The organism is Enterobacter sp. 61D5 (assembly GCF_034107965.1).
GTDB classification, from domain to species: domain Bacteria; phylum Pseudomonadota; class Gammaproteobacteria; order Enterobacterales; family Enterobacteriaceae; genus Enterobacter; species Enterobacter cloacae_M.
The window spans coordinates 115588-137676 of record NZ_JAWNFK010000014.1; the positions used below are offsets into that span (position 1 = coordinate 115588).

Annotated in this window: 21 protein-coding genes; 11 read left to right on the top strand and 10 right to left on the bottom strand. The window is 54.8% G+C overall.

Features of this window, described 5'->3' with window-relative positions:
* Positions 1-4 precede the first annotated feature (4 nt).
* The 7 genes from UTM25_RS15630 to mntR all read right to left on the bottom strand — a co-directional run bounded on the left by UTM25_RS15630 (position 5) and on the right by mntR (position 8797).
* Positions 5-1585 carry a hypothetical protein gene (locus UTM25_RS15630; protein WP_194399895.1) on the bottom strand — a complete coding sequence of 527 codons (1581 nt, stop codon included), beginning with the start codon at positions 1583-1585 and terminating at the stop codon, positions 5-7.
* Positions 1586-1785: 200 nt separating this feature from the next.
* A complete protein-coding gene (locus UTM25_RS15635) occupies positions 1786-2826 on the bottom strand; it encodes an aldo/keto reductase (protein WP_194399894.1) in 1041 nt (346 codons plus the stop codon).
* A 104-nt stretch (positions 2827-2930) separates the two neighbouring features.
* The gene (locus UTM25_RS15640; RefSeq protein WP_194399893.1) at positions 2931-4454 is read right to left on the bottom strand and encodes an efflux transporter outer membrane subunit; all 1524 of its coding nucleotides are present in this window, start codon (positions 4452-4454) and stop codon (positions 2931-2933) included.
* On the bottom strand, positions 4454-6025 hold the full coding sequence (locus UTM25_RS15645; protein ID WP_194399892.1) for a DHA2 family efflux MFS transporter permease subunit: 1572 nt from the start codon (positions 6023-6025) through the stop codon (positions 4454-4456). The genes UTM25_RS15640 and UTM25_RS15645 overlap by 1 nt, the downstream gene beginning before the upstream one ends.
* The gene (locus UTM25_RS15650) at positions 6022-7116 is read right to left on the bottom strand and encodes an HlyD family secretion protein (RefSeq protein ID WP_194399891.1); all 1095 of its coding nucleotides are present in this window, start codon (positions 7114-7116) and stop codon (positions 6022-6024) included. The genes UTM25_RS15645 and UTM25_RS15650 overlap by 4 nt, the downstream gene beginning before the upstream one ends.
* Before the next feature lie 101 nt (positions 7117-7217).
* Positions 7218-8327, bottom strand: a complete 1110-nt coding sequence (locus UTM25_RS15655) for an anion transporter (RefSeq protein ID WP_194399890.1) — start codon at positions 8325-8327, stop codon at positions 7218-7220.
* Positions 8324-8797, bottom strand: coding sequence for a manganese-binding transcriptional regulator MntR (gene mntR, locus UTM25_RS15660; protein ID WP_023310887.1), 474 nt, complete (start codon positions 8795-8797; stop codon positions 8324-8326). Before mntR ends, UTM25_RS15655 begins: the two co-directional genes overlap by 4 nt.
* Positions 8798-8980: 183 nt before the next feature.
* Here mntR and mntS point away from each other — a divergent pair, with 183 nt between their 5' ends.
* Positions 8981-9109, top strand: coding sequence for a manganase accumulation protein MntS (mntS, locus tag UTM25_RS15665; RefSeq protein ID WP_014831181.1), 129 nt, complete (start codon positions 8981-8983; stop codon positions 9107-9109).
* Between the two features lie 283 nt (positions 9110-9392).
* Positions 9393-10976 carry a phosphoethanolamine transferase gene (locus tag UTM25_RS15670; protein ID WP_194399889.1) on the top strand — a complete coding sequence of 528 codons (1584 nt, stop codon included), beginning with the start codon at positions 9393-9395 and terminating at the stop codon, positions 10974-10976.
* A 145-nt stretch (positions 10977-11121) separates the two neighbouring features.
* Here the strand turns inward: UTM25_RS15670 and ompX are convergent, their stop codons facing one another.
* Positions 11122-11640, bottom strand: coding sequence for an outer membrane protein OmpX (gene ompX, locus UTM25_RS15675; protein ID WP_023310884.1), 519 nt, complete (start codon positions 11638-11640; stop codon positions 11122-11124).
* A 354-nt stretch (positions 11641-11994) separates the two neighbouring features.
* Between ompX and rhtA the strand changes: the two genes are divergently transcribed.
* The 6 genes from rhtA to ybiO all read left to right on the top strand — a co-directional run bounded on the left by rhtA (position 11995) and on the right by ybiO (position 18593).
* On the top strand, positions 11995-12882 hold the full coding sequence (gene rhtA, locus UTM25_RS15680; protein WP_194399888.1) for a threonine/homoserine exporter RhtA: 888 nt from the start codon (positions 11995-11997) through the stop codon (positions 12880-12882).
* Between the two features lie 299 nt (positions 12883-13181).
* Complete coding sequence (gene dps, locus UTM25_RS15685) at positions 13182-13685, top strand: DNA starvation/stationary phase protection protein Dps (protein ID WP_010428924.1); 504 nt, start codon at positions 13182-13184, stop codon at positions 13683-13685.
* A 362-nt stretch (positions 13686-14047) separates the two neighbouring features.
* Positions 14048-14791 carry a glutamine ABC transporter substrate-binding protein GlnH gene (glnH, locus tag UTM25_RS15690; protein WP_023310880.1) on the top strand — a complete coding sequence of 248 codons (744 nt, stop codon included), beginning with the start codon at positions 14048-14050 and terminating at the stop codon, positions 14789-14791.
* A gap of 84 nt (positions 14792-14875) precedes the next feature.
* Positions 14876-15535: a glutamine ABC transporter permease GlnP gene (glnP, locus tag UTM25_RS15695; protein ID WP_014169254.1), complete on the top strand. Its 660-nt coding sequence runs from the start codon at positions 14876-14878 to the stop codon at positions 15533-15535.
* Positions 15532-16254 (top strand): glutamine ABC transporter ATP-binding protein GlnQ, encoded by a 723-nt coding sequence (glnQ, locus tag UTM25_RS15700; RefSeq protein WP_023310879.1) that lies wholly within the window; start codon positions 15532-15534, stop codon positions 16252-16254. The genes glnP and glnQ overlap by 4 nt, the downstream gene beginning before the upstream one ends.
* Positions 16255-16379: 125 nt before the next feature.
* Positions 16380-18593, top strand: coding sequence for a mechanosensitive channel protein (ybiO, locus tag UTM25_RS15705; protein WP_194399887.1), 2214 nt, complete (start codon positions 16380-16382; stop codon positions 18591-18593).
* A 48-nt stretch (positions 18594-18641) separates the two neighbouring features.
* Here ybiO and rlmF read toward each other — a convergent pair whose 3' ends face one another.
* Positions 18642-19553, bottom strand: a complete 912-nt coding sequence (gene rlmF / locus UTM25_RS15710) for a 23S rRNA (adenine(1618)-N(6))-methyltransferase RlmF (RefSeq protein ID WP_320715024.1) — start codon at positions 19551-19553, stop codon at positions 18642-18644.
* Between the two features lie 243 nt (positions 19554-19796).
* Here rlmF and mcbA point away from each other — a divergent pair, with 243 nt between their 5' ends.
* The 3 genes from mcbA (at position 19797) to ybiJ (ending at position 20998) form a co-directional block, all read left to right on the top strand.
* Entirely contained in the window at positions 19797-20063 is a 267-nt protein-coding gene (gene mcbA / locus UTM25_RS15715; RefSeq protein ID WP_032661263.1) for a DUF1471 family periplasmic protein McbA, read from the top strand.
* Between the two features lie 122 nt (positions 20064-20185).
* The gene (locus tag UTM25_RS15720; RefSeq protein ID WP_029739810.1) at positions 20186-20452 is read left to right on the top strand and encodes a DksA/TraR family C4-type zinc finger protein; all 267 of its coding nucleotides are present in this window, start codon (positions 20186-20188) and stop codon (positions 20450-20452) included.
* A gap of 285 nt (positions 20453-20737) precedes the next feature.
* On the top strand, positions 20738-20998 hold the full coding sequence (ybiJ, locus tag UTM25_RS15725) for a DUF1471 family protein YbiJ (protein ID WP_023310874.1): 261 nt from the start codon (positions 20738-20740) through the stop codon (positions 20996-20998).
* Between the two features lie 116 nt (positions 20999-21114).
* Here the strand turns inward: ybiJ and ybiB are convergent, their stop codons facing one another.
* Positions 21115-22077 (bottom strand): DNA-binding protein YbiB, encoded by a 963-nt coding sequence (ybiB, locus tag UTM25_RS15730; protein ID WP_194399885.1) that lies wholly within the window; start codon positions 22075-22077, stop codon positions 21115-21117.
* Positions 22078-22089: the final 12 nt, after the last annotated feature.

Here is a 22089-nt window from a genome sequence, read left to right on the forward strand (position 1 = left end):
TTGTTCAATTTTCTGTCAAACTTTCTGCCAGGCTAAGTAGCCTGGCAGGATCAAATAGCATAGCCAGATAATGTGGCTGTTGTTGTTCTTCTTTATCTATCCACCCAGAAATTCGAATCGCCAGAAGGCGCAGTTCATTAATTTCATTATTTAATTCAAATGAAGATATACCACTCTGATGGCCGTAACGATCGACCATCATTTTCATAGCGACACTTCGTGCGACTCTGTTGAACATTTCAGTATAGTACGGGACGCGGTCCCAGACGCGTTTGAATAAATCCTTTTTCTTATCCGACATCTCAATGGAGTGTATTATTTGAAAGAGCCGGTTACGGGAGTCTTGTGCCAAAAACATAGCTCGTTCTTTCTCTAACACTAATTGCTGGAACTGTTCGCGTCCGGCATCGGGATCGTTTATCGGGAACAAGACCGTCGCAGCATAATCATCAGATTTAAGCAAATGAAACTGCAGTTGTTTTACGGCTTGTGCATAGCTTACCGGTACCTGGCTGAAATGGTGCAAAACATGTCCCAGGATATAGGGGGTCTTTCTCATCCATTCATAGCTACTGGCGTACAATTGATGAAAGATATTTAATTCAGCCGCCTCCACCTTACGCTCAAGCATATCCGTGAGCCAGCAATGAAACGCCTGTTTCTCAGACATAAATATTTCACGGCCAAACATCGCTAAGCCATGCAGGTTCACTGAATTTACGGAGTTAATCAGGGAGCTGTTAGAGATCCATTCCCAACTAAGCCGTCCCGTAATCGCTTCCAGTTCCTCACCAGCCATACTTTCAACCCAGCTAAGACGGCCCTGAATTTCCTCTAATAAGTAGCACGGTAGTAGAGTCCAGCCGTACTCCAGCCCCCACATATCAAACTCAATCCACTTGACCCGACCTTCAAGCTGAGTCAATAAAGGGTTATTGACAAAACCCGGGCGATAACCATGAGCAACTGCTTTTATTGACACCCTCACATCCGGAGGTAATACCTGCAACGCATTGACTAATTGCCACGATGCTGCCTCATCCTCCATGTAGTCACGCAGGACCATTTTTTTTCCCAGGCTTCGCAGGGTTTGGTAGAGAAAAGGGATTGTCGAGACCCAGCTGGCTTTATAGGGTTGATGTCGGTGAAGATTAACAATCATTCCATCAATGCCGGATAGCTGTTCCAGGGCTTCAAAGAGTGCGTGCTGATAAAAGTTTTTCCAGAAAATTTCATCTGCGCTAATATTATCAATCAAAGCATATTCTGGATATTTTTCTTGTATTTTTCCATCCCGCGGTAGCGCTTCTCCTTGCAACCAAACGCCAATGCCCGACGCCTGACAATAACGGCATAATCGCTGCAAATACAATAAATGCTCCTGATACTCACGCATCAGATTTTCACGACCATGTTGACAATATTTTGAGGGAGGGACTAATAAAGACAATAAATTCTGCTGATTAATAACAAGTCCATTAAATTGGTCCCGTACCATCACTGCAATAACACTCTGCAAGTATGGCCAGTGCCAGATCAGCGAAGAGTTTACTTCTAGTAAACGAAGCGGAATTGAGCTCTGCACTTAGAGAAACCACACCAGGAACGTTAGCCATGACCTGCATTTTATAGCTTTTATTTTTCATTCACCACATTTCTTTGTTCATAGACATCCTGAAGTCCTAATTACAATAGTGATACAGTTTGCCTTTAAAAAAGCATCATCTCGTCATTTACTTTTATCTCATCCCCGGCAGGCGATGCGCTTACCGGGGATAAGGAAGGTTACTGCTGCGCGAGCTGATTGCGGCGATACTCACCCTGCCGCTCCAGCATCCAGCCAGGATATTCCCGCGGCAGCGCGCTCACCGCATCAAGCTGCTGAAGCTCGTCTTCGCTGAGACGGATCCCGGTGGCGGCAATGTTGTCGTCCAGCTGTTCAACGCGTTTCGCGCCAATGATGACGCTGGTCACCGCTTTCTGATGCAGCAGCCACGCCAGCGCAATTTGCGCGACGGAGACGCCCTTGCTTTCGGCGATAGTGCGCATCACGTCCACGCAGTCGAAAGCGCGATCTTTATTCACTGGCGGGAAGTCAAACTCCAGACGGCGACCGCCGGCTTCGCTCTGCCCGTCGCGCCCATATTTTCCGCTCAGCAGACCGCCCGCCAGCGGGCTCCAGACCATCAGCCCGACGCCTTCGCTCTGCATCATCGGCACCAGCTCGCGCTCCAGATCGCGCCCGGCAATGGTGTAATACGCCTGCAACGACGCGAAACGCGCCAGCCCGAGACGCTCGGAAATGCCCAGCGCTTTGGCAATCTGCCACGCCGCCCAGTTCGAGACGCCGATGTAACGCACGTGGCCGTGCTGCACCAGGTTATCCAGCGCATAGAGCATTTCTTCAATCGGTGTTGCGGGGTCGAAGCCGTGAAGCTGGTAGAGATCGATATGATCGAGCTGCATGCGGCGCAGGCTCTCCTTCACGCTGCTGATGATGTGATAGCGCGAGCTGCCGCGCGAATTCACTCCTGCCGTTCCCGTTTCGCCGAACACTTTCGTGGCGACAACCACGTTCTCGCGCGGGATTTTCAGGTTTTTCAGCGCCTGACCCGTGATCTCCTCCGAGCGCCCTTCAGAGTAAACGTCCGCGGTGTCGATAAAGTTGATCCCGGCATCCAGCGCGCGGCCCACCAGCTGCTCGGCCTCACTTTGCTGAAGCTGGCCAATCTTGCCCCACATGCCGCCCTCGCCGCCGAAGGTCATGGTGCCGAGGCAGAGTTCAGAAACGAACAGTCCGGTATTGCCCAGTTTTTGATAACGCATAACGCTTTCCTCGCATGTCGATTGGGTGTCTGTTAGTTATACCCGCCCCTCAGCCATCGCGAATGTGGTGTTCCTGTCCGTTTCTTGCCCAATCCTCTGAAAGTTTATCCGCGCGGGGCGTCGCCAAAGACGCTGTAGTCCGGTAATTGCACCTGCTGATATGGCTCCCAGCCGCCGCCGAGGGCCTTGTAGAGCGCCACCAGATCGAGCGCGCTCTGCACCTGCGCCTGCGCGCGCTGCTGCTGGGCCTGCGCCAGCTGACGCTGGGCGTCCAGCACGTCGATAAAGCTGGCGATCCCCTGGCGGTAGCTGTCGCTGGCTAAATCAAAGGCGTTTTGCAGCGCGTCGATGGTTTTTGCGAGACCTGCTTCACGCTGCTGGTCGGTGCGGTAGCTCACCAGCGCATTTTCGACATCGCCAAGCGCGGTGAGCACAGTCTGGCGATAGTCCAGCACCGCCGCCCCCTGCTGCGCGCGCGCCACCTTGACGCTGGAGACCAGCCGACCGCCCTGAAAAATGGGGATGGAGACCTGCGGGCCGAAGCTGTAGAAATGGCTGCTCCAGTCGGTCAGCCAGTTGGTTTCGCTGTTGCGCAGGCCGAACTGTCCGGAGAGGGTGAAGCTCGGGAACAGCTCGGCTACCGAGACGCCAATTTGCGCCGTAGCGGCATGAAGATTCGCCTCCGCTTCGCGCACGTCCGGACGGCGTCGCGCCAGCGTGGATGGAATGCCCGTTTGCACAATATCCGGCAGGGCAGGCATCGGCTGCACGCTTTGCAGTTCCGCATCCAGCGCCCCCGGCGGCTTGCCGAGCAGGATCGCCAGGCCGTTCATCGCCTGCCGCTCCTGCGCCTGATATTGCGGAAGCTGTGCTTCAAGGTTGCCTAACTGCGCCCGGGCGTTTTCCACGTCCATCTGCGGAGACAGCCCCCCGCGCTGGCGGCTTTCGGTGAGATCCAGCGTCTGCTGCGCGCTTTTAATCTGGGTAATGAGCGTGGCGATTATGCTCTGCGCCCCGCGCAGCTGGAGCCACGCGCGCGCCACTTCGGCTTCCAGCGACACCAGCGCGTCGTTACGCTGCTCGATAGCCGCTTTCTGCTGCGCTTCGGCGGCTTCCACCTGACGACGCACCTTGCCCCAGAGATCGATTTCCCATTGGGCGTCGAAGCTGCCCTGATAGAGATTAATCGGCTGCGTCAGCGGCCCCAGCGCGCCCTTCAGGTCTGGATCGATGCTATCCACCTGGTCATACACGCCGTGGGATTTCAGCTCCCCTTCCAGCCCGAGCTGCTGGCGCGTCGCCTGCAGATTGCCGTTGACCGACGGATAAAACGCCCCGCCCGCCTGGTTAATCTGCTCACGGGCCCCGGCGATGCGCAGCACCGTCTGCTGCAGCGTCAGGTTCCCGGCGATGGCGCGCTCAACCAGGCTGTCGAGCTGCGGCGAGCCGAAGGTTTTCCACCAGAGCGGATTGGTCGCGGCGGAGGTGGTTTGCGATTTCACCGCGCTGTCGCCCTTATCGTTCCAGTGCGTAACGGCGGGCGGCGCAGGCTGTTGGTAGTCCGGCCCTACGGCGCAGCCCGCCAGCAGCATCATTATCATCAGAGGGTGTAAACGTCTGTGTATCATCAATGTGCTCCTGCACTCCCCTCGCTCTTAACCGGCGAGAGCAACAAACAAAACGGGATCAGTAACAAGGCCACGGCGCTCAGGATGGTGAAGACGTCGATGTAGGCCAAAAAGCGCGACTGCTCGATCATGGTCTGGTACATGCGTCCGGTGGCGATGCCGGTGGGGTCTCCCACCTGGGTGGTGAAGTTCTGGATCGCCTGCGCGCTTTCGCGTATCGCCAGCTGGAACTGCTCGTTAAACGGCGAGGCGTGGTACGCCAGATGCGCGCTGTGCGCCTGAGATCGTTCGGTGATGGCCGCCGTCGACAGCGAGATCCCGACCGAACCCGCAACGTTACGGAACATGGTGAACAGCGCTGCCGCATCGGCGTTGAGCCGCCTCGGTATCGAGATAAAAGCAATGGTAGTCAGTGGTACAAACAGGAACCCCAGCCCTATCGACTGGGCGCTGCGGAACAGGACCAGGGTTTCGAAGTCGATATCCGGCGTCAGCGTGCGCGACCAGAAGAACGACACCGCCAGGCAGGTAAAGCCAAAAGCAATAATCCAGCGCGTCTGCACCACCGGCATCAGCTTCAGCACCAGCGGTATAGTCAATACGATCAGCACCGCCCCAGGCGACAGCACCAGCCCGGACCAGGTGGCGGTATAGCCCAGGTCCTGCTGCGCCAGCTGCGGGATCACCACCGAGCTGCCGTAGAGGATCATCGCCATCCCCGCCATCAGCAGGCTGGAGATGGCAAAGTTGCGGTCCTTCATGCAGTGCAGATCCACCACCGGCTTTCTGGCATACACCAGCCAGTAGATCGCGCCGATAATGCCGATAAGCGTTAATACGGCGAAGGTACGAATAAAGTTCGAGTAGAACCAGTCCTCATCTTCCCCCCGGTCAAGCATCACCTGCAGACAGCCCAGCCCCAGCGCGATCAGGCCGATCCCCGTCCAGTCGATACTCAGCTTCTCTTTTGATTTGCTCTCCCACGGCGGATCTTCCAGCAGCTGGTAGATCGCCAGAACCGTCACAATCCCCACCGGAATGTTGATAAAGAACACCCAGCGCCACGAGTAGTTATCGGTGATCCAGCCACCCAGCGTCGGGCCGAGGACCGGCGCAACGATAATCGCAATGGAGGACAGACCAAACGCTTTGCCCCGGTCTTCGGGCTTGAAGTAGTCGAGCAGCACCGACTGCTGCGTGGGCTGCAGCCCGCCGCCAAAGAAGCCCTGCATAACGCGGAACAGGATAATCTGCCACAGCTCGGTGGCGATCCCGCACAGGAACGAGCAGACGGTAAACATCACGATGCAGATTAAGAAGAACTGCTTGCGGCCAAACACCCGGCTCAGAAACGCCGAGATGGGGAGCACGATACCGTTCGCGACCAGATAGCTGGTTAACACCCAGGTGGATTCGTCATAGCTGGACGAGAGCGAGCCAGCCACGTGGGGCAGCGCCACGTTGACGATGGTGGTGTCCAGAATTTCCATAAACACCGCCAGGGTGACGACAATCGCCACCGCCCACGGATTGCTGGCGGGTTTCCAGTTGTCGTGGCTGTGATCCGTCATTCCACCGTTACCTTCGGTGCCACCGATAGCCCCAGCGGCAGCGGTTTATTCGGGTCGAGTCCCTTATCAATCACGATTTTAACCGGCACGCGCTGCACAATTTTGACGAAGTTGCCGGTGGCATTTTCTGCCGGGAAGGCTGAGAAGCGTGAGCCGCTGCCCTGCTGAATACTGTCTACGTGGCCCTCAAGCTCCATATCCGGCCACGCGTCGACGGACACGGTGACCTTATCGCCCGGCTTCATGCGCTCAAGCTGCGACTCTTTAAAGTTCGCGACCACCCACACGTTCGGGGAAACCAGCGAGAACAGCGCCGTTCCCGCCTGCACCAGCGTGCCGGGCTGCACGTTGCGTTTGGTGACAAAGCCGTCAAACGGGGCGCGGACTTCGGTATAGGAGAGATTAAGGTTGGAGGTTTCCAGCTGCGCTTTAGCCTGATCGACCTGACGCTCGCGCGCTTCAACGTTGGTTTCCTGCTGGCGGATTTGCAGCTGGACCTGCTCCGCCACTTCCAGCTGCGCCTGGGCGCTCGCCAGCCCTGCCTGTGCGCTACGCAGCTGAGCGTTCGCAGAATCAATACTTTGCTGAGTGGTCGCACGCGGGTCGACGCCGCGCTGGCGACGGTACTCTGCCTGCGCGTTCGCCAGATCGGCCTGCGCTTTCAGCACCTGCGCTTTGGCTTCGTCACGCTGGGAGGGATACTGGACTTTTGAAAGCGCCAGCTGCGCCTGGGCCTGATGCAGCTGCGCGATAGCCAGCCCAAGCTGGGCCTGAGCCTGATCGCGCTGCGCGGTGGTGTCCCGCGGATCGATAACCACCAGCAGATCGCCCTTTTTCACGCGCTGGTTATCGCGCACGCGCAGCTCTGTAACGTAGCCCGCCGTTTTGGGGGCAATCGTCACCACGTCGCCGTCGGTAAAGGCGTCGTCGGTCGTCTCTTCGTTACGGGTTAAAAACCACCAGACCAGCGCCACGACCACCATTACCACCACGACAATGCCGAGGATAATTAACGGTTTCTTGCCCGGGCGCTTACGCTCATTATTGTTTTTGTCCTGCTCGTCAGCAGGCGGGTTTTGATCTTCAGCCATAGTTCAGCAACGGTCCTGTCAGTGAGCGGCATCACACTATGCCGTTCACTAAAGCTAGGACGTTGCTATACGTTTGCCAGGAAAAACTGACAAATTGCGCACTATATGAGAAGGAATATTCCGAAACCAATCGCCGCGGCCCAAACCAGCATCGGAATCGACCAGACGTGGAAACGCCACCAGATACGACGGTCGTTGGCCATACGCAGGGCAATCAGGTTTGCCAGCGAGCCGGGCAGCAGCCCAAACCCGCCGATGTTCACCGCCCAGGCCAGAAGCGTATCGGGCGGAACATAGTTGAGCAGCAGAATAGTGGACGGTACGTTGCTGATAAACTGCGACAGGCCAATCGCCGTCAGCCACAGTCCCGGCTGAGACAGCGTGCTGACGCTGTGCAGAACGTTTTGCAGCACCGGAAGCTGGATAAGAAGATGCACATCAATAAACATCGCCATAAAGACCAGCAGGAGCGTCCAGTCCACGCTTACCAGCACGCGACGCGCCAGGACGACAAACCCCGCGGCAACGAGCAGGACGCCCGCCAGCTCATACTTCAGCTCCAGCGCGAACAGAAAGACGATGTATAACCCGAGACAGCTCCACACCAGACGAGGCTGCCACTGTGGACCCGTGGTGCCGCTGTGGTACTGCAGTTTTTTATCAGGAAACGCAAACCAGCACACCGCCATCAGCGACAGCATCATCACCAGCGCCAGAGGGGCCATCTGCCAGGTAAAGGCGGCGAACGACAGACCGGAACGTCCCCACAGAAGGATATTTTGCGGGTTGCCAATTGGCGTCAGAAGCGAGCCTGCATTGACGGCAAGCGCTTCAAAGATGATCAGCCGGCTGACCGGGATCTCGCACAGCTTACGCAGCGTGAGCGTGAGGGGCACGATGATAAACAGCGCCACATCGTTGGTCAGAAACGTCGACAGCACCGCGGCGGAGAACACCATAAACAGGGACAGCCTGCGCTCGGTGGCAAAGCGGCGCACCATTTTACGGCCCAGAACGTCAAAATAGCCGCTCAGCTCGACCCCTTTGGTGAGCATCATCAAGCCGCTCAGGGTAATGATGGTGCGCCAGTCAATTGCGGCGAGCCAGGCGTGTGGCGCAAACGGCACAAAGGGGCTTAACCCTGCGCCAATGATTAATAAGAGATGGAAGAAACGATCGCGTGCCAGGGCCTGCAGTCCGGGGATTTTCATTCAGCGGAGGGACCATATTTAAGGGTAAATTCGCGAAACTTCACCAGCGTCTCTTCGCTGACGTGGTGTTCCATGCCTTCCGCATCCCGGCGGGCGATCTCCGGGCTGACGCCCAGCACCAGTAAAAAATTCTCGACAAGCTGATGGCGCTCGCGGCTCTCCTGCGCGAGTTTCTCCCCTTCCGGCGTCAGAAAAACACCGCGCCAGGGGATCATTTCAATTAAGCCCACGGAGGCCAGGCGTTTTAACATTTTAGCGACAGTTGGCTGTGAAACCCCCAGCCTGGCGGCCATATCAACCTGGCGCGCTTCACCAACCTCACGGATCAGATCGGAAATGAGTTCAACATAATCATCAATCAGTTCACGCCGGTGCGCTTCACGGACCTGGCGAAAACCTTCGACATGTTCTTCAACATTCACCAGTTGCGTCGTTTTCCTCATTGTCGGATGACCTGCGCGACGGTTCATTGTACTTCCTCAGTGGGGTGACGCTTCCAGCGCCCGGTTTGGAGAGCGCACATTGTAAACCATAGCTCCGCAAGCACAAAAAATTAACGAAATAGCCATAGCTATACAATATAGCCTATGCTATATCTGTATGTAATGCAGTCACCCTTCACGGATCGAAGGGATCAAAACTCAGGAGGTCTTATGAACGAATTCAAGAGGTGCATGACCGTGTTTACCCACTCTCCCTTTAAAGTGCGCTTAATGCTGTTGAACATGCTGTGCGATATGTTTAACAACAAACCGCATCAGGACGACAAACCTTCCCACTAAGCGGCGTTGCGGTACGCCGCTTCATTTTCCCGTCACAATCTCGCTGTAAACTGGCTTCCAGCCGCCTTATTCCCGATCTTTTTTACGGATTTGCAATCCCCTTCGCAAAACATCTGCTTAGCAACTGTTGATATTATTTAGCGCTCGCACTATCTTCTTGCAGCCCTGCACAATTTGCGGCTCGCTGAAGCGGACCCTCATTCCCTCTCCACGCACTGTCAGGCAGGTTATGACCCTTGACGCCAGGGTGAGCACATGGCGTTTTCATCCATGATAGTGACCTATGAATGTAACCCTGATAGATACCGTTGTGACCCGCAGCCGGGCCTTAAGCCCGTGGACGGGTTTTTACTTTTTGCAGTCATTACTGATTAACTTTGCGCTGGGTTATCCCTTTAGTTTGCTCTACGCGGTGGCTTTCACCTGCGTTCTGCATGTGCTGTGGCGAACCGCACCGCGCGTGCAAAAAGCATTAATCGGGATCTGCTCGCTGGTCGCTGCACTCTATTTCCCGTTTGGCCAGGCTTACGGCGCGCCAAACTTTAATACCCTGCTGGCGCTGCACTCGACCAATATGGAAGAGTCAACGGAGATCCTGACGATCTTCCCGTGGTACAGCTACGTGGTCGGGATCTTTATCTTCGCGTTGGGCGTTATCGCCATCCGCCGTCAGCCGGGCGAGAAAAAATCCTGGGGTAAGATCGAAATACTCTGTCTGGTGTTCAGCATTGCCGTGGCGTTTGTCGCCCCTATCCAGAATATTCCCTGGGACGGTAAGCTAAGGCTCACCAATATCGGCTATCCGGTTTTCCGCTTCGTGAAGGACGTCGTTGTCAATAATAAAGAGGTTCTCGACGAGCAGGCGCGCATGGCTGAGCTTTCCAATATGAAAGACACCTGGAACGTGCTGGCCGTTAAGCCGAAGTATCACACCTATGTGGTGGTGATTGGGGAAAGTGCCCGTCGCGATGCTATGGGAGCCTTCGGCGGACACTGGGATAACACACCGTTTGCCAGTTCGGTCAAAGGCACGCTGTTCACCGATTATGTCGCGGCCAGCGGCTCGACGCAGAAATCGCTCGGCCTGACGCTTAACCGGGTCGTCGACGGCAAACCTCAGTATCAGGATAATTTTGTCACCCTGGCAAACCGCGCGGGTTATCAGACCTGGTGGTTCTCCAATCAGGGGCAAATTGGCGAATACGATACGGCCATCGCCAGTATCGCCAAACGTGCCGACGAAGTGCAGTTCCTGAAGAACGGCGACTTTGAAGCCGACAAAAATACCAAAGACGAAGCGCTGTTGAAAATGACGGCTCAGGTCTTCGCCACCCCGCGCACCCAGCCTCAGCTGATCGTCCTGCACCTGATGGGGTCGCACCCGCAGGCCTGCGATCGGACCGGCGGGAAGTACGCGGAGTTCGTGCAGTCCAAAGAGACCTCTTGCTATCTCTACACCATGACGCAAACCGACGACCTGCTGAGCAAGCTGTACGATCAGCTACGCAATACGGGCGATAGCTTCTCCATGGTCTATTTCTCGGATCACGGACTGGCGTTTAAAGAGCGTGGTAAAGAGGTGCAGTACCTGGCGCACGATGACAAGTTTCAGCAGAACTTCCAGGTGCCGTTTATGGTGCTGTCGAGTGATGATAAAACGCATCGCGTGATTAAAGCGCGCCGTTCGGCAAATGATTTCCTGCAGTTCTTCTCGCAGTGGACGGGGATTACAGCCGAGCAGATAAAAACGGCTTACCCGTTTGTCTCTAACAAGAAAGCTCCCCCAGTGTACGTTACCAACTTCAAGTTACAGAAAGTTGACTATAACCATCTGGGAACGGATATTTTCGATATTAAGAGTAAGTAGCGGTCCGATACCCTCACCCTGACCCTCTCCCACGGGGAGAGGGAACATCACTAAAAACGGCAACCTGGGGTTGCCGTTTTGCTTTTACTTTCCACAAAAAAAATCCGCCACATTGGGCGGATTTTTTATTAGCTCACCGGAGTGATTAGAAGCGGTAACCTACGCCCGCGATCCAGGTGCCAACGTCAACGTTGCGGATACGGCTCTGCTCATAGGAGAAGTCCAGAGCAACGTCCTGGATTGGGTTGAACTGCAGGCCTGCGCCATAGGAGAAACCGTAGTCGCTGTTGCTTGCAGTGCGGCTTTCGCTCTGGTTTTCAGTCTGCTGGAATTTACCGTAGCCAACACCTACAACACCGTAGATGCTCGCCCAGTCATTCAGACGGTAAGCTGGACCAGCGGTGATGCCGTAGTACTGGCCTTTGTTGTATGCGCCGTTTTCAGAACGATCTTTCTCGGTGTAGGTGAAAGAACCGATCACGCCCAGTGGGTTGTTATCCTGCTCGTAGCGATACTTCAGGTTGAAACCGTTAGCTTTGTTCATCACGCCCTGATAGTCGCTCTGAGCGTAACCACCAGTAACAGTAGAAGTAGCAGCTACAGCGGTACCTGCGGAAACAGCCAGTACAGCGGCCAGTGCTGAAAGACATGCAATTTTTTTCATAACCACCTCAAATGTGCTTCAAGTAAGTCCGTAAGTTTTAAATATATCAAAAAAATTTGCGAAACTCTTTGTGATTCGTGATGTCTAATGAAACCTTTCCTGTAACAGAACGTTTCCAGCGTCAGCTATCTCTTTCAAATCACATGTAATTTTCACTACTAAATGCGCATAGTGCGCGCAAGCGCCGTTACATTCATCCAGATTATTCCTAATCTATCAGGCGATAAATCCACCAGCGCTTAACCATTTTACGGATTTCACGAGGTTTTTTTTCAACAGCACCTCAACCGTTGCCGCTTATTTCCTTTACACTGCAACCTTTACCTCATTTGACATAAGCTGACAGGAGAAAGGATGCCTGGGTTATCCCGCACGTCGTCGGTCTGGTTGCCGGTAGCAGTCATACTCATTGCCATGTTGTCCATTCAAAGCGGTGCTTCGCTTGCAAAATCACTTTTTCCGCTGGTCGGTGCGCCTGGGGTGACTGCCCTGCGTATCGTGCTGGGCACGGCGATACTGGTGGTCATTTTCAAACCCTGGCGTCTGCGATTCAAAAAGGAGCAGCGTTTACCCCTGCTGTTTTATGGACTCTCCCTTGGGGCAATGAACTATCTGTTCTATCTCTCTATTCAGACGATACCGCTGGGGATCGCCGTCGCGCTGGAGTTTACCGGCCCGCTGGCGGTGGCGCTTTTCTCTTCGCGACGTCCGGTCGATTTTATCTGGGTCGTGTTAGCCGTTCTGGGTTTATGGTTCCTGCTGCCGCTGGGCCAGAGCGTCGCTGAGATCGATCTGACGGGTGCAGCCCTGGCGCTGGGTGCAGGCGCCTGCTGGGCTGTCTATATACTCACGGGCCAGCGTGCAGGAGAAGAGCACGGTCCGGCGACCGTCGCGTTAGGTTCCCTGATCGCAGCCATCGTCTTCGTGCCTATCGGCATGGCGCAGGCGACCGAATCTATCTGGCAATGGTCCGTCATGCCCATAGGACTGGCGGTCGCGATCCTCTCTACCGCACTCCCCTATTCTCTGGAGATGATTGCCCTTACGCGTCTGCCGACGCGCATATTTGGCACGCTGATGAGCATGGAGCCTGCGTTAGCCGCCATTTCCGGGATGGTGTTTCTCGGCGAAACCCTCACGTTGACCCAGACGCTGGCGCTCTGCTCGATTATCGCGGCATCAATGGGCTCGACGCTCACCATGCGCCCTGAACCTAAAGTTGAGAAAATTGATATTAGCTAAGGCCATATATTCTGCATGGCTTCCATGCCATGCAGAATAAAGGCCAGAAAGACAGACGTTATAATTTCTTACACACTTTGCGCTAATTTCGAAATATCCCTCTGCGTTTACATCCCCAACCAGCAATTAAGATTGATCTGTATCAATTTTAAAATTACCCATTAATTTCAAAAAATTAAATTCTCAGCCCACTTTTCGCTATTAAACCGATAGGCATAGCCAAACCGCAGAGAAAAAATCCGGTGCTATACTTAGTTCCGTAATTACCTGGGACATAAACATCAAGAGGATATGAGATTATGAGTACCGCTAAACTGGTGAAAACGAAAGCGTCTAATCTGCTTTATACCCGTAACGATGTATCGGATAGCGACAAAAAGGCGACCATTGAGTTGCTGAATCGCCAGGTGATCCAGTTCATCGATCTTTCGCTGATCACCAAACAGGCCCACTGGAATATGCGCGGTGCAAACTTTATTGCCGTTCATGAAATGCTGGATGGCTTCCGCACAGCACTGGTGACCCATCTCGATACGATGGCTGAACGTGCCGTTCAGCTAGGCGGCGTGGCGCTGGGTACCACGCAGGTGATCAACAGCAAAACGCCGCTGAAGAGTTATCCGCTGGATATCCATACCGTTCAGGATCACCTGAAAGAGCTGGCGGACCGCTACGCGATTGTGGCCAATGACGTGCGCAAAGCGATCGGCGAAGCCAAAGACGAAGATACCGCAGACATTTTCACCGCCGCCTCCCGCGACCTGGACCAGTTCCTGTGGTTTATCGAATCTAACATCGAATAATTCATACGAATTTTCTATCAAACCCTCGCCCTCCGGTGAGGGTTTTGCACATCTATGGTGCACAGTTTTTGTCTGCACACCTGCAAAAGTGAACAAAATGTAATAATCACCTCACACAACCGTTAACGGAAGATTGTTTTTTCGTCAGAATTTACGCTAAATATCTCCCCGTCAGTTGAGCCAAACGAAGCGCACCAAAACGGTGCTCCAGTTTGGTGCAATAACACCTCATTGCCCCATTTATTGTGCAATGCATGACATCATCCCCTTTGCAAAACAATAGCTTGTAAAGTTGGCACGATTTTTTCATTGTGCCACCTGTTCTCGCAGGGGATCGCCCCGTGGATATAAAAGGAAATGCTATGAAGTCTGTATTAAAAGTTTCACTGGCTGCACTTACCCTGGCTTTTGCAGTGTCCTCTCAGGCTGCCGACAAACTGGTTGTGGCGACCGACACGGCGTTCGTTCCGTTTGAATTCAAACAGGGTGATAAATACGTTGGTTTTGATGTGGATCTGTGGGCCGCTGTCGCAAAAGAACTCAAGCTGGATTACACCCTGAAGCCTATGGACTTCAGCGGCATCATCCCGGCACTGCAAACCAAAAACGTTGATCTGGCGCTGGCAGGCATCACCATTACCGATGAACGTAAAAAAGCGATCGACTTCTCTGACGGTTACTACAAAAGCGGCCTGCTGGTCATGGTCAAAGCCGATAATAACGACGTAAAAAGCGTGAAAGATCTCGACGGCAAAGTGGTGGCAGTGAAGAGCGGCACCGGTTCTGTTGATTACGCGAAAGCAAATATCAAAACCAAAGACCTCCGTCAGTTCCCGAACATCGACAACGCGTACATGGAACTCGGCACCAACCGTGCTGACGCTGTTCTGCACGACACACCTAACATCCTGTACTTCATTAAGACAGCCGGTAACGGCAAGTTCAAAGCCGTTGGCGAGTCTCTGGAAGCGCAGCAGTACGGTATCGCATTCCCGAAAGGCAGCGACGACCTGCGCACGAAAGTTAACGGCGCGCTGAAAACGCTGAAAGAGAACGGCACCTACAACGAAATCTACAAAAAATGGTTCGGTACCGAGCCTAAATAATAAGACGTAAAAATGACGTTCACTCGGGGGCGACCTTTCGCCCCTGCTATTTTTGAAACACGGTAACAGTAACAGGAAATTATCATGCAGTTTGACTGGAGCGCCATCTGGCCTGCCATTCCTATCTTGCTTGAAGGCGCTAAAATGACCCTGTGGATTTCGGTCCTGGGTCTGGTTGGTGGGTTGATTATCGGTCTTGTCGCCGGTTTCGCCCGCACCTACGGCGGCTGGATCGCAAACCACATCGCACTGGTTTTCATCGAAGTGATCCGCGGCACGCCAATTGTCGTGCAGGTCATGTTCATCTACTTCGCCCTGCCTATGGCGTTCACCGACCTGCGCATCGACCCGTTCAGCGCGGCCGTCGTCACCATTATGATCAACTCAGGCGCCTACATTGCGGAAATCACCCGCGGTGCGGTGCTGTCGATTCATAAAGGTTTCAGTGAAGCCGGTCTGGCGCTAGGTCTTTCTCGTCGCGAAACGATCCGCCACGTTATTCTGCCGCTGGCACTGCGTCGCATGCTGCCGCCGCTCGGTAACCAGTGGATCATCAGCATTAAAGATACGTCGCTGTTCATTGTTATCGGCGTGGCAGAGCTGACCCGTCAGGGGCAGGAGATCATTGCTGGCAACTTCCGCGCGCTGGAAATCTGGAGTGCGGTAGCCGTTGTCTACCTGATCATTACTCTGGTTCTGAGCTTCGTTCTGCGTCGTCTTGAAAGAAGGATGAAAATCCTGTGATTGAATTTAAAAACGTTTCCAAGCACTTTGGCCCAACCCAGGTGCTGCACAATATCGATCTCAACATCAAACAGGGTGAAGTGGTGGTGATTATTGGGCCATCCGGCTCCGGTAAATCCACCCTGCTGCGCTGCATCAACAAGCTGGAAGAGATCACCAGCGGTGATCTGATCGTCGACGGCCTGAAGGTAAACGACCCAAAAGTGGACGACCGTCTGATTCGTCAGGAAGCGGGCATGGTGTTCCAGCAGTTCTACCTGTTCCCGCACCTCACGGCGCTGGAAAACGTGATGTTTGGCCCACTGCGCGTGCGCGGTGCCAGCAAAGCGGCGGCGGAAGCGCTGGCAAAAGATCTGCTGGCGAAAGTTGGCCTGGCAGAACGTGCGCACCACTACCCTTCCGAGCTGTCCGGCGGTCAACAGCAGCGTGTGGCGATTGCCCGCGCCCTGGCTGTCAAACCGAAAATGATGCTGTTTGATGAGCCTACGTCCGCACTCGACCCGGAGCTGCGCCACGAGGTGCTGAAAGTCATGCAGGATCTGGCGGAAGAAGGGATGACGATGGTTATCGTGACCCACGAAATCGGCTTTGCTGAAAAAGTGGCGTCCCGCCTGATCTTTATTGATAAAGGCCGTATCGCGGAAGACGGTAACCCGCAGGAGCTGATTGCGAACCCGCCGAGCCAGCGTTTACAGGAGTTCCTGCAGCACGTCTCCTGATTGTTCGCTTCAAACGTAAGCCGGGCATGCCCGGCTTTTTTACGCCAGATTGTTCCCAAAAATCCCCCTCCTCGCCTCGACTTCTATACTTATCATTTTGTTCGACATTTTCACCGGAGGACGCCGTGCCGTGGATCCTATTGCTGTTGATTAGCCTGTTTAGTGCGCCATCGTTCGCCGTCTCGATCCCCGGAGTGACCACCGGAAACACAGCTACCCAGCAAAGTACGCCGCCTCCGGAACCCGATGTTGAACAGAAAAAAGCCGCCTACGGTGCGCTTGCCGACGTCCTTGAAAACGACACCTCCCGGCAGGAGCTCATTGGCCAGCTGCGCAAAGCCGCCGCCACGCCGCCGCAGGAGTCGGTGCCAACCCTCACCCCTCCGCAGGCTGAGGAGCAAAAAACGGTGCTGGAAAACGTCACCGACGTGAGCCGCCACTATGGGGAAGCGCTCTCCTCACGCTTCGCTCAGCTTTACCGCAACCTGATTGGCTCGCCGCATAAGGCATTTAACCCGCAAACATTTACCGCCGCCGCCACGCAGTTCCTGATGCTGGCGGGGGCGGTGTTTCTTTTTTACTGGCTGGTGCGCCTGTGCGCGTGGCCGCTGTACCGCAAAATGGGACAATGGGGACGCAGGAAGAATCAGCATAAAAGCAGCTGGCTGCACCTGCCGTTGATGATAGCCTCAGCGTTTATCATCGATTTACTGCTGCTGGCGTTGACGCTGTTTTTAGGCCAGATGCTGGCCGACAGGCTGAATGCAGGCAACAAAACCATCGCCTTCCAGCAGTCGCTTTTTCTGAATGCCTTTGCCCTGATTGAGTTCTTCAAGGCCCTGCTGCGGTTACTCTTTTGTCCGCACGTGCCGGAGCTGCGGCCTTTCTCCATTCGGGATGCGAGCGCGAAGTACTGGGCGCTGCGACTGAGCGTGCTCAGCGGGCTGATTGGCTACGGCCTGCTGGTTGCCGTGCCGATCATTTCCAACCAGGTGAACGTCCAGTTTGGCGCGCTGGCAAACGTGCTGATCATGATCTGCATTACCGTCTGGTCGCTGTTCCTTATCTTCCACAATAAAAAAACCATTACCCAAAGCCTGCTGAATCTGGCCGATCGCTCCCTCTCGTTCTTTAGCCTCTTTATTCGCGCGTTCGCCCTAGTGTGGCACTGGCTGGCAAGCGCTTACTTCATCGTACTGTGCTTCTTCTCGCTGTTTGACCCGGGCAATAGCCTGAAATTTATGATGGGGGCGACGTTCAAAAGCCTGGCCATTATCGGCATCGCGGCATTCGTGTCGGGGCTGCTGTCGCGCTGGATCTCGAAAACCATCACCCTGTCGCCGCAGGTGCAGCGTAATTACCCGGAACTGCAAAAACGGGTAAACGGCTGGATGTCGGTATCGCTCAAAGTGGCGCGCATTCTCACCGTCTGCGTGGCGATAATGCTGCTTCTGAATGCCTGGAGCCTGTTTGATTTCTGGAACTGGCTGCACAACGGTGCGGGTGAAAAAACGGTCGACATCCTGATTCGCATCGCGCTGATTTTATTCTTCTCCGCCGTCGGCTGGACGCTGCTGGCGAGCCTTATTGAGAACCGCCTGGTATCGGATATTCACGGCAGGCCCCTGCCCAGCGCGCGGGCAAGAACGCTGTTAACCCTGTTCCGCAACGCGCTGGCGGTGATTATCAGCACCATTACCATCATGATCGTGCTGTCGGAAATCGGGGTGAATATCGCCCCGCTGCTGGCGGGTGCCGGTGCCCTGGGGCTGGCCATCTCCTTCGGCTCACAAACGCTGGTGAAGGATATTATTACCGGCATCTTCATTCAGTTTGAAAACGGGATGAACACGGGCGATCTGGTGACCATCGGGCCGTTAACCGGCACCGTGGAGAGGATGTCCATCCGTTCGGTTGGCGTGCGTCAGGACACAGGCGCCTACCACATCATTCCCTGGTCTTCGATTACCACCTTCGCCAACTTTGTGCGCGGGATTGGTTCCGTTGTGGCGAACTACGATGTGGATCGCCACGAGGATGCGGACAAAGCGAAGCAGGCGCTGCGCGATGCGGTAGAAGAACTGATGGAGATGGAGGATATTCGCGGGCTGGTGATCGGAGAGCCGTCATTTGCCGGCATTGTCGGGCTGACGAACACAGCCTTTACCCTGCGCGTGTCGTTCACCACCCAGCCGCTGAAGCAATGGACGGTGCGCTTTGCGCTCGACAGCATGGTGAAAAAACACTTTGATCTGGCGAACGTGCGGATGCCCGTGCAGACGTATCAGGTATTGCCGTCGCCCGCATCGCCGCTCCCTCCGCAGGAGCCGACGCTGTAACCTGGTTGCCGGGTAGCGGCTTCGCCTTACCCGGCCTACGACAGGGTGCTATTTGCGACGTTTGCTATTGTCCATAAACGTCCAGGCGATAAAGCGGCTCTGTTTCTGGCCCTGCGCCATCTCTTTTTTCACCACTTTTACGGCGCCCGCTTCGGTCAGCGCGCGGTAGAGCGGCGGCAGGTTATCCCCGCGGGAAACCAGCGTCGTAAACCACTTCACCTGACGGCCAAACTGTTTGCTTTCCGCAATCATGCGCAGGATAAACGCCACTTCGCCCCCTTCACACCAGAGCTCCTGCTGCTGACCACCGAAGTTCAGCGCCGCATCTTCAGCCTGACCCAGGTTACGGCGCTTGCGCTCGCTGCCCGCACGGGCCGATGCCGCCGAATCATGGAACGGCGGATTGCACATCGTGGCGTCATAGCTTTCGTTTTTGTGAATAATGCCGTTGAAGATCGACCCTGCATCTTTCTGACGACGCAGGCGAATGGCGCGGCTCAATCCCGGGTTAGCGCTCATAATCGCCTGGGCGCTGGCAAAGGCCTCGTCACCGATTTCGCTTCCGGTAAAGCGCCACTGATATTCATGCGCGCCGATCAGCGGGTAAATCAGGTTCGCCCCGGTGCCAATATCCAGAATGGTAGCCTGCTGTGGAACGACACCCTCATTGCCTTCGGCAAGAAGGTCGGCAAGGTGATGAACGTAATCCGCGCGGCCCGGCACAGGCGGGCAGAGAAAGCCTTCCGGAATATCCCAGTGAGCCACACCGTAAAAATGCGCCAGCAGGGCTTTGTTCAGCATTTTAACCGCCTGCGGGTCAGCAAAGTTGACCGAGGGTTCACCCGCTGGGGTCTGAACAAGATAGTCCTGCAGCGGCGGGCAGCTCAGGCATAACGCGTTCATGTCGTAGCGGCTGCGGTGGCGATTTCGCGGGTGCAATCCCGGCTTTTGGGCAGTCATGGCATTCTCCTTTAAACAGCGGCGTAAGATACCCTTTGCTGGCCCAGCGGTAAATCTTTCTCTGCGGCGTTCAAAAAGTCGCCATAAATCAAACACCTTTATGTCTATGATCCGTCAGCGAATTGTCAATTTATATCGTTCAAAAAATAAGCAGATCATCATCAAATATTTGCGCTAAGTCACACTCGTCAGGCTTCTAAACTTAAAGGGAATCACCTGTTGTTTCCTCATGAGGATGTGATTATGAAAAAGTACCTGACCCTTGCTGTTATCGCAGCCGCCCTGGCGACCGCGTCCTTCTCTGCCATGGCCGTTCAGTCACTCACCCAGAGTACCGATACGAGCCAGCTACGTCCTGCAGGCACCGTTTCGGTAAGCCGTGCCAGTAACCTTGACGATCTACAGGCTAAGCTCGCCGAAAAAGCCCGTCAGGAAGGCGCAAAAGGATTCGTAGTGAACTCCGCTGGCGGAGATAACCATATGTACGGCACTGCAACTATCTATAAATAACCTGTCTCTTCCGCAAGACTGCATCTGCCCAACGGGTGCAGTTCTCTTCTCCCTTCGCCTTGATTGTTCATTTTTCAACCCCATAGTAAACGTATGGCCTAAACCGATATCAGGAGGACGCTATGGCTTCCGGCTGGGCAAATGACGACGCTGTTAACGAACAGATCAACAGTACAATTGAAGATGCGGTTGCGCGTGCCCGCGGTGAAATTCCGCGCGGTGAAAGCCTAACGGAATGCGAAGAATGCGGAGAACCCATTCCGGAGGCGCGCCGAAAAGCCATTCCCGGCGTGCGGCTTTGCATTACGTGCCAGCAGCATAAAGATTCAAAAAATGCATCACATTCGGGATATAATCGCAGAGGTTCGAAAGACAGCCAGTTACGTTGACTTTGCTTTACCAAAGCTAACCGAGCGCGCGCGTTCCTTTACGCTCACGGTTCTTAGCCAGACGCGTAGCAAAACGTGCCCTTCGTATCGCTTCTGTAAAGCGCATCCGCAAGAAGTGTAAAGGGGTGCTTTGAATTTATTAATATTCAATAAGTTATTTGTCATTCAATTTTTTTGAGCAACCACGTCAATTCTCTTCGATTTTATCACTCGCAAAAAACCGTGATACTTATCACATCGACGGAACATCGTCCCCTTAACAGAAACATCTGCGAGAGATTAATTATGAAAACCATCAAATATGCTGTAGCTGCTGTTGCCCTGTCCGCTCTGTCTTTCGGCGCTTTCGCTGTCGAGCCTGTCTCTTCTACTCAGGCACAGAACATGAACAAAGTCGGTGTGGTGAGTGCTGATGGCGCAACCACCCTGGATGGTCTGGAAGCCAAACTGGCAGAGAAAGCCGCTGCTGCCGGTGCAAGCGGATACACCATTACCTCCGCTAACGGCAATAACAAGCTGAGCGGTACCGCGGTTATCTACAAATAATCGACTGAATGAATGCTGTACCCTCGCCATACCCTCTGGTGAGCTGCTCCACCCTCATTGACCCTGTTGTTGTTACCCTTGCTTGCCCGTCCGCCACTGGACGGGCTTTTTTTTGTCTAAAACGCCTGTGCCACGCGTTCAAGGCCGGCCTGCACGGATTCCACCTCTCCGGTTGCCAGCAAACAGCAGGCCATCTGCAGTTTGATCGAATGCGGAACAGGAACATTTCCGGCAAGGCACTGCTCAATCCAGTGGGCTGTGGTATGAGGATCTTTTGCCTCAGGCAATATCACACCGGCATTCTCTTCCCCGCGTTCCAGAATGGCGCGCGTACCTGCAGAATCAATCAGCATCACCTGCGGGCAGCGCTGCGGGTTCGCATAAACCTCACCTTCCGTGCCGTGCATCAGCAACGCCCTTCCGCCAATAGCCTCAAAAAATTGCCCCACGCGCGCCACGTATTCCGGGTGCGAGACGCTGGAGAGACGCAGGGCGGCATCTTCGCCAAACGGCGTGGCCAGTTTCGCCAGCGTGTGCGCGCTGTTGCGCACGCCCATGCGCCAGCGCATATCGAGCTGCTTTTCCAGCGGCGGACAGAGCGTGCCGACCGGGATATAAACAGGCTGATGGCCATCCAGCTTCGCCTGCGCCTGACCGGCATGACGCGTTGGCTCGATGCCCAGCATCCCGAAAATGGTCTCCGTCAGCACGCGGGTGGGATCTTCGCTTACACCGTGCACCACCACCGGGAACCCCAGCTTGTGTAACAGGATAGCGAGCAGTGGGGTTAAATTTGCCTGCTTGCGCGCGCCGTTATAGCTCGGGATCACGATCGGCATTGGTTTTGCCACCGGCGGCGTTAAGCGCAGCGTTTGCGCCTGCATGGCTTCATAGAAGCCGCGCATCTCCGCTTCACCTTCGCCTTTAATGCGCAGCGCAATAAGGATACCGCCCAGCTCCAGCTCCGGTACCTCGCCGTTAAGCATACGGGTGTAAAGCGCGCGCGCGGTTTCATGGTCCAAATCGCGGGCGTGGTTTTTGCCTCTGCCTACCTCTTTGATAATCTTGCGATAATCCACGGCATCACTCCT